This is a genomic window from Amycolatopsis palatopharyngis, assembly GCF_003385185.1.
GTDB lineage: Bacteria > Actinomycetota > Actinomycetes > Mycobacteriales > Pseudonocardiaceae > Amycolatopsis > Amycolatopsis palatopharyngis.
Genome location: NZ_PQHZ01000002.1, coordinates 265,620 through 277,446, shown reverse-complemented (window position 1 = coordinate 277,446; position 11,827 = coordinate 265,620). Strand labels below are relative to the sequence as shown.

The following is an 11,827-nucleotide window of genomic DNA, read 5'->3' as shown; positions in this document are numbered from 1 at the left end:
ACAAATTCATCGACCCGAACAACGCGCCGTCCTGAAACAGCACCCCGAACAACTTCCGGGTCTCATACAGCTTGCTCTCCGAACAAGTGACGATGTCCACACCGTTGATCACACAACGGCCCCGATCGGGCTTGAGCAGACCGATCATCGACTTCAGAAAGACAGACTTTCCCGTTCCCGACGGACCCAGCATCACCGACACCTCACCCGGAGGCAGGTTCAGCGTCACGTCCCGCCAGATCGCCTGCTTACCGAAGGACTTGGTCAAGCCCTGTACTTCGACCTCCACGCCCATCACGCCTCACAGACTTCTCTGGTGATGCACCGGATGCTCAGCGTCGTGCGGAGCTCGTTGCCTGGTCCGGAGACGAGTCCGCTGAGCAGACGGTCCAGGTCCTCCCGCACACCACAGCCGTCGAACGAGGGCAGATCGAAGGTGGAGATCACCTCGGTCGGCGGCGCCTCGGGGGTCAGTCCGAGGAGGCCCTTGATCCGGATGGACGCCGGAATCCTCGTGCGGCAATGCGGTCCGGCATCCAGCGGAACACCGTCCACTTCGAGGTCCCTGAGTGCGACGAACACCTTCGCGGTGACGTCGGCGTTCGCTGCGAGACCATGTTCGCCCGGCACGATCTGCACGGTGCCCGTGGCCACACCGTCAGGAATGAGCTCCACCCTGCTGGTCACCGGCATGATGCCGAAGGTGACGAAGTATCCCTTCGCGGGTGGAAGCGACAGGTTTCCCCGCAGGGTTCCCGTCGTCTCGACGAGCGCGTCGAAGCGGCCACGGGGAACCGTGAGGGTGGAGCCCAGTTTCGCGATACGGGTGACCGAGTCCACCCAGTAACCGGCGACGATGCCGTCTCCATCGGGCGCGTCCGTGGCACCAGGGGACGGCATCGTCGATGCGGACGCGGCGGCCTGCCGTGCCTCGATCCCGGCAGCAGCGGACCCAGAGCTCAGCATGGCCCCGGTCACCCCGATGACGAGAGCGACGGCGAGCGCTCGGGGCGCGATGCCCGATCGACGTGGCTTCATCTGCCGATACCTGCCCTGGGGAAATAGGAATTGTTTCGACCGCGGCCATGATTGGCGGCGAATTCGTTACCGAGCGGTACGTTACTGATCACCAACTGGTCACACAAGAAGCGGCCACGAGCGGCCGAGGAATTCCTGGCGCAAATGCGTTTTTTGTTATCCGCAGCAGCACGACGGCAACGGAAACCACTACCGGCACAACAGCCCGGACCCCGCAAGCGACCTTCGTCGCCGAGTTCACCGCGGCATATCACCGACTTAATCGGCGCCAGGCGCATAGCGGACGGCAATTGTCACACCGATGACAAGACGGGGAAACAGATTCGGCCATCAGCGATACAAAAAGGCGCCGGTGCGCGTAACGGGAGAACGTTTCGACATCTTCCTGTCAACGAGGCCCGGCCCCGAGCCACCCGTCCTCGGCCGGAGACGCCGCCCGCTCGAGGTGGTCGAAACCCTCCTACTCTCGTCGGTTCCGCCGCAGGTTACGAAGGCGTAGGTTACCCGCCCGTAGGGCCAGCAAGCGCGATAGCGGCCGGAACAGCACGAGGTCGTTGCCCAGGCAGGGGAGGTGATCGTGTGTCCGGATACGGCGAGGCGAAACCCGCCACCGAGCACGTCGGCGAGGAGTTCCGCAGTGCCAGGCTGCTCAGCTCGCTGCCACCGGACGTTGCCACGTTCCTGCGCCCGCATGCTGGCCGCATCTCCGCGGCGATCATCCAGGAGATCCAGCAGTCGGTGCCCGCCTACGCGCAACCACTGCGTGGCACCTTCGGCAGGACGCTGGTCGAGGGAGTGGAGCAGGCGGTACTGCACTGCCTCGACTGTCTCGGCAACCCCAGCGTCGGGAACGGCAGGTGGGTTGAGTTCTTCCGCGCCAGGGGACGGTTCGAGTTCCACCACCGGCACAACATGGACGCGCTGCAGGCGGCGGCCAGGGTGGGTGGCCGTGCCGCATGGCGCTACATCTCCGCCCTGATCACTCCGCAGATCATGGAGAAGGCGCCGGACCTGGTCTCCGTCTGCGCCGAGGGCATCCTCGCCTTCGTCGACGAACTCTCGGCGACGGCGCTGGAGGGCTACCACGCGGCTCAGGCCGAGGCGTCCGGAGCCGGTGAACACAGCCGAAGACAGTTGCTGGAACTCATTCTCGCCGGGACCGTCACCGCACCACTGACCATGCAGGGCCTGGCCTGCGCGGCGGGCTGGTCACTGCCGGAGCTCGCAACGGTCGTGGTCCTGCGACGCACGAACGGCAGCGGTGACCTGGCCTGGCTCGAGCACCTCGAGGACGTGCTGAGCGATACCGACTCGATGGAGCCGATCCTGCTCACCACCGATCCGCAACGGGACCTCGCCGCATTGAGCGATGGCAGGGTCACCGGCTGGCATGCGGCGGTATCGCCGCCCGTGCCACTCGCCGAATCCCCCTCCGCGCTGCGAACCGCACGGCGCGCACTGCGTCTGCTCGGCGGCGCGGCCACCGAGACGGCTCCGGTCATCTGGTGCCAGGATCATCTCGCGACGCTCTGGATCCTCGCGGAGGACTTCTTCCCCGCCGAGGTCGCGAAGCGCAGCCTCGATCCCCTCGACGCGCTCACCGAGAAGCAGCGTGAGCGACTCGGTGACACACTGCTCGCCTGGCTGGAAACCCGCGGGGGCGCGCCGGAGATCGCCAGGCGTCTGCAGGTGCATCCGCAGACGGTGCGATCCCGGATGCACCAGCTCAAGGACCTCTTCGGTGACCGCCTTGACGACGCGGACGACCGGCTGAGTATGCACCTCGCGTTGCGGGCACAACGGTTACTGCGGACGATGGCGGAAAGCTCGCCTGAGGCTCGGAGTACGGCGCGCTGAGCTGCGATTATGCATCATTGCGAGGTGATGTATTGGGCGTATAGTTGTATAAGGCGCATGCAACTATCACGTGCGGACTACCGTTCCCACCCGGAAGGGACCATCACCATATGACCGGCGTTCCCGACGTCACACTGAACAACGGCGTTGCCATGCCGCAGCTCGGCTTCGGCGTCTTCCAGATCCCGGACAAGGAGACCACCGCAGCGGTCACCTCCGCACTACAGGCGGGCTACCGCAGCATCGACACCGCCGCGATCTACGGCAACGAGGCGGGAGTGGGGGCGGCGATCGCCGACTCCGGCCTTTCCCGGGAAGAACTGTTCGTCACCAGCAAGCTGTGGAACAGCGAGCAGGGCTACGACAGCACGCTGCGCGCATTCGACGCCAGCCTGGACAAGCTCGGGCTCGAGACGCTGGATCTCTACCTGATCCACTGGCCGACCCCCGAACGTGACCGCTACGTGGACACCTGGAAGGCGTTCGGCAAGCTCCACGCCGACGGCCGCATCAGGGCCATCGGGGTGTCCAACTTTCAGCCCGCACACCTGGACCGGATCATCACCGAAACCGGGGTCGTCCCGGCCGTGAACCAGATCGAGCTGCACCCCTTCCTGCAGCAGGCCGAACTGCGGGAATTCCATGCCAAGCACGGCATCGCGACAGAGGCCTGGAGCCCGCTGGCGCAGGGCGGCGACCTGCTCGGCAACGAGACCGTCCGCGCACTCGCGGACAAGCACGAGCGCTCCGCCGCGCAGGTGATCCTGCGCTGGCACCTGCAGCTCGGCAACGTCGTCATCCCGAAGTCCGTCACCCCGTCCCGGATCAGGGAGAACTTCGCGGTGTTCGACTTCACCCTCAACGAGGGCGACCTGGCCGCACTGTCCGAACTGGACCAGGGCAAGCGGGTTGGTCCCAACCCGGACGAGTTCAACGTCGTCTGAGCCGACCGAACGCGGCGGGGCAGGGCCATCCGGCCCTGCCCCGCTTTTTGTGCCCACACAGGGAACGCATGCGGCTTCGGATATTTGACAATGAATGTCATTAACATAATCCTGGTCATCCGATAGGGCGACAGCAGCGGAAGACGGGAGGCCGAGTGACCACCACGCAGGCCAGGCAGACCTCGTACGCGGTGGACACCCGGACCGGCCTGACGGTGACGGTCCTGGCGCTCTCGGCGGTGCTGGTCGTGTCCGTGGTGATCGCGATCGCGCTCGGACCGACGGTCGTCGGGCTACCGGACACCCTGCGCTACCTCGCCTCCGCCCTCACCGGCGGCAAGCTCGACGCGAACGACATCACCGGCTACTCGATCATCTGGCAGGTGCGCACACCTCGCGTACTGCTGGCGGTCGTGGTCGGCGCGGGTCTGAGCGCCATCGGTGTGGTCGTGCAGGCGATGGTGCGAAACGCACTGGCGGATCCGTTCATCCTCGGCGTCTCCTCCGGCGCCTCCGTCGGAGCGAGTGCCGTGGTCTCCTTCGGACTGTTCGCGGGCCTCGGTGTGTACGCGCTCTCCGCCGCGGCCTTCCTTGGCGCGCTGCTCGCCTCGGCGCTGGTCTACCTCGCAGCGCACAGCAGGGCCGGACTCAGTCCACTGCGGCTCGTCCTCACCGGCGTCGCGCTTGCCTACGGGTTTCAGGCCGTGATGAGCGTGATCGTGTTCTTCGCCCCGTTCGGCGAGGCCGCTCGCACCGTGTTGTTCTGGCTGCTCGGCAGCCTCGGCGGCGCCACCTGGGGTTCGTTGCCCGTCGCGGCGGTCGTGGTGCTCGCAACCGTGGTGCTCCTGCTCCGCCGCAGTCGTTCCCTGGACGTGCTGGCGATGGGCGACGAGACCGCCGCGAGTCTCGGTGTGGACACCACATCGCTGCGGCGGTCACTGTTCCTGCTCACCGCGATCACCACCGGAGCACTGGTCGCGGTCAGCGGCGCGATCGGTTTCGTCGGCCTGGTGATGCCGCACCTCGTGCGCATTCTGGTCGGCGCAGGTCACGCCAGGGTGCTCACGATCGCACCGCTGGCCGGCGCCATCCTCCTGGTTTGGGTGGACCTCATCTCGCGGACGCTGGTCGCCCCCAGGGAGCTACCGCTCGGCGTGATCACCGCGCTGATCGGCGTTCCGGTGTTCGTCACGCTGATGCGGCGGCGCGGCTACCTCTTCGGAGGTCGCTGAGATGCGTCTCGACCTCGAGGCGATCTCCGTCGAGATCGCCGATGCGACCCTGATCCGGGCACTGGAGCTCACCGTGGGCAGCGGCGAGATCCTCGGGCTCGTCGGTCCGAACGGCAGCGGCAAGTCCACTGCGCTGCGTTGTATCTACCGCGCCCTGAGCCCGACCACCGGCGTTGTCCGGCTGGACGGCGATGACATCGCGACGCAGTCCTTGCGCACGACCGCGCAGTCCGTCGCCGCACTCACCCAGGAGAGCCACACCGAACTCGACTTCACCGTCGCGGAAGTCGTCGCGCTCGGCCGGTTTCCGCACCTGCGTGGCAACCAGGCACTCAGCGAGTCCGAACTGGAACTGTGTCACCGAGCCATGCTGCGCACCGAGGTGACCCACCTCGCCGATCGGGGCATGCTCTCGCTCTCCGGTGGCGAACGGCAGCGCGTCCTGATCGCCAGGGCACTCGTCCAGGAACCCCGGTTGCTGGTGCTGGACGAACCGACCAACCACCTCGACGTGCACCACCAGGTGCAACTCCTGACGTTCCTGCGCGAGTGCGGACTCACGGTCGTGGTGGCCCTGCACGACCTGAACCTCGCGGCCTCGACCTGCGATCGGCTCGCGGTACTGCGCCAGGGGCGGCTCGTCGCGACGGGTACGCCCGCCGACGTGCTCGAACCCGGCCTGATCCGCCAGGTGTTCGGGGTGACGCCCTCGATCGTGCCGCATCCCCGCACCGGGGTGCCTCAACTGCTCTTCGACGTCGGCGGCCCGGCCGGCAGCAGTGCACTGTCCAGCGAACTCGCCCGCACGACCTCAATCGAGTCATGACCTACACACCAAGAAGGGATGCGCCTGTGTACAGGTTGTCCGGACATCGATTCCTCGCCGTGCCCACGCTGGTGGCCTGCCTGCTGGCCACGGCCTGCGGGGCCGAGGTCGCCGAGCGTTCCGCCGAGGGGCCCGCCCCCGTCACGATCGACAACTGCGGACAGAGCATCACCTACCCGGTGCCGCAGCGAGCGGTGGCCTACGACATGAGCAGCACGGAGAAGATGTTCGCGCTGGGACTCGCTGACCGTATGCGCGGCATCGTGATGCCGTCCACAGCGGACCCGGCCGTCGCCAGATCCCCGTGGGCCGCGGACTACCGCGCCGTCGAGACACTGAGCACCGACGTGCTCAGCAGAGAGGTGGTGGTCGACGCGGAGGCCGACTGGGTGCTGGCAGGCTGGAACTCCGGATTCAGCGAAGCCCGCGGCATCACGCCGCAGCTGCTGAACGAGGTCGGTATCCAGAGCTACCAGCACACCGAGAGCTGCTTCAACTACGGCGACAACCCGGTGCGGGTTCCGCCGCTGGAGGCGCTCTACACCGACCTGACCCAGATCGGCCAGATCTTCCGGGTCGAGGACCGGGCGCGGCAGCTGGTCGCGGACCTGCGTGAGCGGGCGGACGTGCTGCGCGCCAATCGGCCCGAGGGCACACCTGCCAGGGTTTTCATCTACGACTCCGGCACCGACCAGCCGTTCACCTCAGGCGGGCAGGGCGCTCCCGACGCGCTCGTCTCCCTCGCCGGCGGCCGCAACATCTTCACCGAGCTGCCGCAACGCTGGACCACGGTCAGCTGGGAGCCCGTGGTCGATGCCGCTCCCGAGGTCATCGCTGTCGTCGACTACGGCGACCAGCCGGTCGAGGACAAGATCGAGTTCCTGAAGTCCTCCCCCTCACTGGCCTCGAGCCCCGCGGTCCGAAATGGACATTTTTATGTCCTGGATTACGGGCAGGCGGTGAGCGGGCCGCGCAACATCGAGGGCGCGGAACAGTTCGCGAAATACCTCCGCTCCATCGGTCGCTGACCGATCCCGCCCATCCCCTGTCCCGAGGACGAGAAGAGAGGAACCATGGCACAGCCGACGGCGACCGGACGCGAGCTGCTGGAGCAGCTGCCCGGCCCGCTACCCGTCCCGCAGATCATCGCCCTCAACCAACCGAAGGTGGATCTGCACACCTACCGTGACTATCAGTGGAACGGCTGGGACTTCGAGGTGCCGCCCGGCGTCTTCCTCCCCGGAGCCACCAGCCGGATGATCCATGAGCGACTGCTCGACGGCACGATCGAAGTGCGGGACAAGGTGTACGCCGCGATGGGTGCCGGTCTCGGGGTAGAGGCCGTCGTCGCAGGCTTGCGCGGTGCGCGCGAGGTGTACGCCATCGACGTGCATCCCGGCAGTGTCGAAACGACGCGACGGCACTACGAACGGCTGGTCGGGCGGCGCGCAGGAACCAGATTCGTCCCGGTCGTCGCCGACGTGTTCGACGGTTTTCCCGACGGGGTGAAGCTGGACGTCGTCACCTTCAATCCGCCCGCCGTGAGCCAGCCGGTCAGCGAAGACCCTGACATCGTGCGCAACGTATGCGTCGGTACCCCATTGCTCATCACGTTCTTCGAACAACTGACCGGCAGGAACCTGCTCGCGCCCGGCGCGGAGGTGTTCGTGGTCGCCTCCAACACCGCGGACCTGCGCGGAATCGCGCGAGCCGCGATGGCACACGGTCTGCGTCCGGAGGTGCACCACCTGCACGAATGGGACGACGCCGTGCGGACCTACGTGTTCCGGTTGCGACAGGAAGCGCGGGCATGAGCACACGATCGACCACACCACCCCACACCGTCGCCGACCTTGCCGACCGTGTACTCGCCGGATCGGAGGGCCCCGCGCCTGCCGGTCTTGTCGGAACCAGCGTCTTCTGGCTGCACCATGGCACTCGCCTCGCGGGAGGCGACACCACCTACCGCAACCGTTACGTGCTCGTCCGCTCCGGGCGCTCCTTCGGAGCTTGCGCATTCGAGGAAGGCGAACTGGACCCGGCGATCTGCGGCGCCGCCTCCGGAAGTCCACTCGCGACACTCATCGAACAGGGGCCTGCGGCGTTGCGGATCGCGGCGCTGGACGCATACCTCGCCGAGGTGCGGCCACACCAGGCCGACTCCCGCGCGGAAACGGTCCAGTTGCCCGCGGGGGATCCACTGGTACGGGCAAAGGCACGGGACGCGGCAATCGCGGGACTGCTCGACATCGGCCCCGGGGCACGGGTCGGACTCATCGGAGTGGTCAACCCGCTGGTCGCCGCGATCCGGGAGCGCGGAGGGGAATGTCTGCCCTGCGATCTCAACCTGCGCAGTACCCAGTGGGGCGACGTGGTCACCGACTCGATGACCGAGGTGCTCGACGAAGCCGACGCGATCGTCGCCACCGGGATGACGTTGAGCAATGGCAGCTTCGACGAGATCCTGCACCGGTGCGTCGAACGCGGGATCGCCCTGATCGTCTACGCACAGACCGGCAGCGCGATCGCACGCGCGTTCCTCGGATCCGGCGTGACCGCCGTGTCCGCGGAGCCGTTCCCGTTCTCCCAGTTCAGCGCCGACCCGACGACGCTGTACCGCTACCGTGAGGCACCAGGGGAGGTGGTCCGGCGGTGAGTGGCGCACGACCCGCCGCCGCGGAGGGCGACACCGACAAGGAGCCCGCGGTGCGGGAGCCGATTCCCGGAGATCTGCGGATGACGGTGGAGCTGTGGCCGGTGCTCCTCGCCTCCGCTGTCGGCCTTGTGCCGTTCACGGTGTTCAGTACCTTCCTGGTGCCGATCGCCGAAGGTGCGGGCACCAGCGTGGCCACCATGGGCAGTCTGCGGGGCCTTGGTGGGCTGGCCGCATTGGTCGTGGGTACCGCGCTGGCCCCGCTGATCGACAGGCTGCCAAGGGAATGGACGGCAGCGGGTGGGCTGGTCCTGCTCGGTGTGTCCTCGACACTCGGCGCGCTGGGCGACCTCGTGGCGCTGGCTGCGTTCTGCCTGCTGATCGGTGCCGCGACGGCCGTGCTCAACCCGGCGCTGGGTACCGCCGCCGCCGACCACTACGGCTCGGGACCCGCCGCGGGCAGGGCGGCGACCCTGGTGACCGCGACACAGTCGCTGACGGCGATGCTCGCGGCACCGTTGCTGGCACTGCCCGCGCTGCTGTGGGGATGGCAGGGTGATCTGCTCGCGGTGGGCGGTATCGCCGTGCTGCTGGCGGTCATCCTGCTGAGCAGGCGGCGTGCCCAGCCCGCGGAAGCGTCCGAGCGACCACGGCTCGGCTACCTGGCCTCCTTCCGCGCGCTGGCCGCTGTCCGTGGAGCGGTGGCACTTGTCCTGGTCGCGGCTCTGCGAACGGCCGCGTTCATGGGCTACCTGGCATACCTGGCGGCGTTCTACGACGAGCGGTTCGCGCTTGCGCCCGAGATCTTCGCGCTGGTGTGGACACTGTCGGGAGCCGCGTTCTTCCTGGGCAATCTCCTTGTGGGAAGACTGATCAATGCCGCGGGCTCCGGCGACAGGGTGGAGCGGGTGCTGGTGATCGGCCTTCTGGTCGCCCTCGTCGCGATGATCGGCTTCTATTTCTCGCCCGCACTACCCGTGGCACTGGCACTCACCGCCGTGCTTGGGCTGAGCCACGCCACCGTGGCCGCCTGCGTGGTGAGCCTCCTGGTCCGGCGATGTGGCTCGCTGCGCGGTTCGGCGCTCAGCGTGAACGCGGCCGGAATGAGTCTGGGTGTCTTCGCCGGTGCCGGCCTCGGCGTGGTCGGCCTCGCGGCCGCGGGGTATCCTGGCGCCGCGGTGGTCTTCGCAGGCCTCACCCTCATCGCGCTCGTCGCCGCGCTCACCGTGTCCCGCACGGGTTCCACACCGGCGAGCACGAACCCGGGGAGCTGACCGTGGTACGGGGCAAAGGATTCGCGCACTGTCATCACGGCGAGATCCTGCAGGGCGTTTTTCGCGACGAGAACGGGTCGCTCTGCCGTGGACTCGTCACGCTGCCGCTGAGCGCACTCGGCACACACGCCGAGTTTCTCCGCGAGCCGGGCACGTCACCGCGAACGGTGACGGTGACACCGGCCGGCAGGACCAAGGCGTCGCTTGCTGCCACCCTCGCCGTCGAACTGTGCGGCACGCTCGGACCGCACCCACCCAGCGGCGGGCACCTGCGGCTGCGCAGCGAGATTCCGATCGGCCTGGGGATGGGTTCCTCCACCAGCGACATCCTCGCCGCGGTCCGGGCGGTGGCTTCGAGCTTCGGCGTCCGGCTCGCGCCCGCGGTCATCGCCGCACTCGCCGTGCGAGCCGAGCAGGCGTCCGACCCCCTGATGTTGCCGGACGAGCCGTTGTTGTTCGCGCAGCGGGAGGGGCGGGTGATCGAGGTGCTCGGCGAGGCACTGCCCTCGGCGCTCGTCGTCGGGTGCACCACGGGGTGCGGCGATGCCGTCGACACCCTGGCACTACCCGCTCCCGACTTCGACGGTGCGGATCTCGTCGCGTTCGAGAGGCTCAGGATCGCGCTGCGGCAAGCCATCGCCGACTCCGACGTCGCGGCGCTCGGGCGAGTCAGCACCGAGAGTGCCCGGCTCAACCAACGGGTGCTACCGAAGGCGGAGTTCGAGATCCTGACCGCGATCGCGGACGCGTCCGGGGCGGCGGGCATGCAGGTCGCGCACAGCGGCAATGTGGCGGGACTGCTGTTCGACCCGTACCTGCCACGGCTGTCCCGCCGGCTGCGCGAATGTGTACACGCACTGCGCGACAACGGAATCACGGTAACCCGGATCTTCGACAGCGGTGTCAGCGAAAGGAAATGTGCGCGTGTACGACCACATCGCGGATTCGATCGGCCTGCCGGATCTGGTGCGCGCCGGCGAACGGCTCGTCTGCCTGCGGTTCGAGACGATGAAGGTGGTCTCGGCGCTGGGCGCGGTACGGCACCTGCTCGACCGGGGCGTGGTTCGTCCCGGTGACACGCTGCTGGACAGCTCCAGCGGAATCTACGCCTACGCCCTCGCTCTGGCGTGTCACCGTTACGGCCTGCATTGCCATATCGTCGGGTCCACCACTGTCGACGCGGCACTGCGGACACAGCTGGCGATCCTCGGCGCGACACTGGACCAGATGGAGCCCTCCCGCGACCTCAAGCACGATCAGCGCAGGCGGGTCGGACGGATCCAGGAGATCCTGCGGGAGAATCCGTCCTTCCACTGGATGCGCCAGTATCACGACAGTGTCCACTATCGAGGGTACGAGGCCGTGGCCGACCTGATCCGGCAGCAGATCGGGCAGTGCGGACTGACCGTGGTCGGCGGCGTCGGCTCCGGCGCGTCGACCGGGGCGCTGGCGACATTCCTGCGCAGGCACGACCCCGGCGTCCGGCTGGTCGGCGTCCAGCCCTTCGGCAGCGTCACCTTCGGCAGTGAGCACGTCGACGACCCCGAGATCATCATCGCGGGGATCGGCAGTTCGATCCCGTTCGGCAACGTGGCACACGAGTTGTACGACGTCATCCACTGGACATCCTTCGACGCGGCACTCGCGGGCAGCATCGCCCTGTTACGTGAACACGCGATCTTCGCTGGCCTGTCCAGTGGCGCCGCGTACCTCGCCGCCAGGTGGGAACGCCGCGACGACCCGGAACGAACAGTACTGTTCGTCGCGGCCGACACCGGGCACCGATATGTCGACTCGGTGTTCGGCAGGCACGAGGAGGCACCGCACCTCGCGGCGTTGCGGCCGCACCAGGTGTCCGCCGTGGAAGAGCTGGCACTCCCCTGGTCCAGGATGACCTGGAACGGCGCGGCACCCCCCGCCACCGCCACCCTCACCCAACCGGTGTGATGTCCCCAATGTGGCATTCGGGACGCTCAAGTTCCCCAATGCGGCATTCGGGACGT

Annotated in this window: 12 protein-coding genes; 10 read left to right on the top strand and 2 right to left on the bottom strand. The window is 67.7% G+C overall.

Annotated features, from left to right (window positions below):
* On the bottom strand, positions 1 to 295 hold a 295-nt coding region (locus tag D0C15_RS02620; protein ID WP_116040589.1), incomplete at its 3' end, for an ATP-binding cassette domain-containing protein.
* Complete coding sequence (locus D0C15_RS02615) at positions 295 to 1,038, bottom strand: hypothetical protein (protein ID WP_116040590.1); 744 nt, start codon at positions 1,036 to 1,038, stop codon at positions 295 to 297. The genes D0C15_RS02620 and D0C15_RS02615, both read right to left, overlap by 1 nt.
* 579 nt (positions 1,039 to 1,617) lie before the next feature.
* On the opposite strand from D0C15_RS02615, the gene D0C15_RS02610 reads away from it, so the two are divergent.
* From D0C15_RS02610 to D0C15_RS02565, 10 genes are all read left to right on the top strand, one after another.
* Positions 1,618 to 2,895, top strand: a complete 1,278-nt coding sequence (locus D0C15_RS02610) for a PucR family transcriptional regulator (protein WP_245975513.1) — start codon at positions 1,618 to 1,620, stop codon at positions 2,893 to 2,895.
* A 110-nt stretch (positions 2,896 to 3,005) separates the two neighbouring features.
* Positions 3,006 to 3,839: an aldo/keto reductase gene (locus tag D0C15_RS02605; RefSeq protein WP_116040592.1), complete on the top strand. Its 834-nt coding sequence runs from the start codon at positions 3,006 to 3,008 to the stop codon at positions 3,837 to 3,839.
* A 209-nt stretch (positions 3,840 to 4,048) separates the two neighbouring features.
* The gene (locus D0C15_RS02600; protein ID WP_425455355.1) at positions 4,049 to 5,071 is read left to right on the top strand and encodes a FecCD family ABC transporter permease; all 1,023 of its coding nucleotides are present in this window, start codon (positions 4,049 to 4,051) and stop codon (positions 5,069 to 5,071) included.
* Position 5,072: 1 nt separating this feature from the next.
* Positions 5,073 to 5,897, top strand: a complete 825-nt coding sequence (locus tag D0C15_RS02595; RefSeq protein ID WP_116040593.1) for an ABC transporter ATP-binding protein — start codon at positions 5,073 to 5,075, stop codon at positions 5,895 to 5,897.
* A gap of 26 nt (positions 5,898 to 5,923) precedes the next feature.
* Positions 5,924 to 6,925 carry an ABC transporter substrate-binding protein gene (locus D0C15_RS02590; protein ID WP_483964182.1) on the top strand — a complete coding sequence of 334 codons (1,002 nt, stop codon included), beginning with the start codon at positions 5,924 to 5,926 and terminating at the stop codon, positions 6,923 to 6,925.
* Positions 6,926 to 6,970: 45 nt separating this feature from the next.
* Positions 6,971 to 7,711, top strand: coding sequence for a class I SAM-dependent methyltransferase (locus D0C15_RS33910; protein ID WP_162829867.1), 741 nt, complete (start codon positions 6,971 to 6,973; stop codon positions 7,709 to 7,711).
* The gene (locus tag D0C15_RS02580) at positions 7,708 to 8,553 is read left to right on the top strand and encodes a Rossmann-like domain-containing protein (RefSeq protein WP_116040595.1); all 846 of its coding nucleotides are present in this window, start codon (positions 7,708 to 7,710) and stop codon (positions 8,551 to 8,553) included. The genes D0C15_RS33910 and D0C15_RS02580 overlap by 4 nt, the downstream gene beginning before the upstream one ends.
* Entirely contained in the window at positions 8,550 to 9,824 is a 1,275-nt protein-coding gene (locus D0C15_RS02575) for an MFS transporter (protein ID WP_245975514.1), read from the top strand. Before D0C15_RS02580 ends, D0C15_RS02575 begins: the two co-directional genes overlap by 4 nt.
* Before the next feature lie 2 nt (positions 9,825 to 9,826).
* The gene (locus D0C15_RS02570) at positions 9,827 to 10,900 is read left to right on the top strand and encodes a GHMP family kinase ATP-binding protein (RefSeq protein WP_245975515.1); all 1,074 of its coding nucleotides are present in this window, start codon (positions 9,827 to 9,829) and stop codon (positions 10,898 to 10,900) included.
* On the top strand, positions 10,833 to 11,771 hold the full coding sequence (locus D0C15_RS02565) for a pyridoxal-phosphate dependent enzyme (RefSeq protein WP_116040596.1): 939 nt from the start codon (positions 10,833 to 10,835) through the stop codon (positions 11,769 to 11,771). Before D0C15_RS02570 ends, D0C15_RS02565 begins: the two co-directional genes overlap by 68 nt.
* Positions 11,772 to 11,827 lie beyond the last annotated feature (56 nt).

Excerpts from the sequence above, each read along its gene's own strand:
- D0C15_RS02605 (WP_116040592.1), top strand. The coding sequence starts at position 3,006 with ATGACCGGCGTTCCCGACGTCACACTGAACAACGGCGTTGCCATGCCG.
- D0C15_RS02580 (WP_116040595.1), top strand. The coding sequence starts at position 7,708 with ATGAGCACACGATCGACCACACCACCCCACACCGTCGCCGACCTTGCC.
- D0C15_RS02565 (WP_116040596.1), top strand. The coding sequence starts at position 10,833 with ATGAAGGTGGTCTCGGCGCTGGGCGCGGTACGGCACCTGCTCGACCGG.
- D0C15_RS02595 (WP_116040593.1), top strand. The coding sequence starts at position 5,073 with ATGCGTCTCGACCTCGAGGCGATCTCCGTCGAGATCGCCGATGCGACC.
- D0C15_RS02615 (WP_116040590.1), bottom strand. The coding sequence starts at position 1,038 with ATGAAGCCACGTCGATCGGGCATCGCGCCCCGAGCGCTCGCCGTCGCT.
- D0C15_RS33910 (WP_162829867.1), top strand. The coding sequence starts at position 6,971 with ATGGCACAGCCGACGGCGACCGGACGCGAGCTGCTGGAGCAGCTGCCC.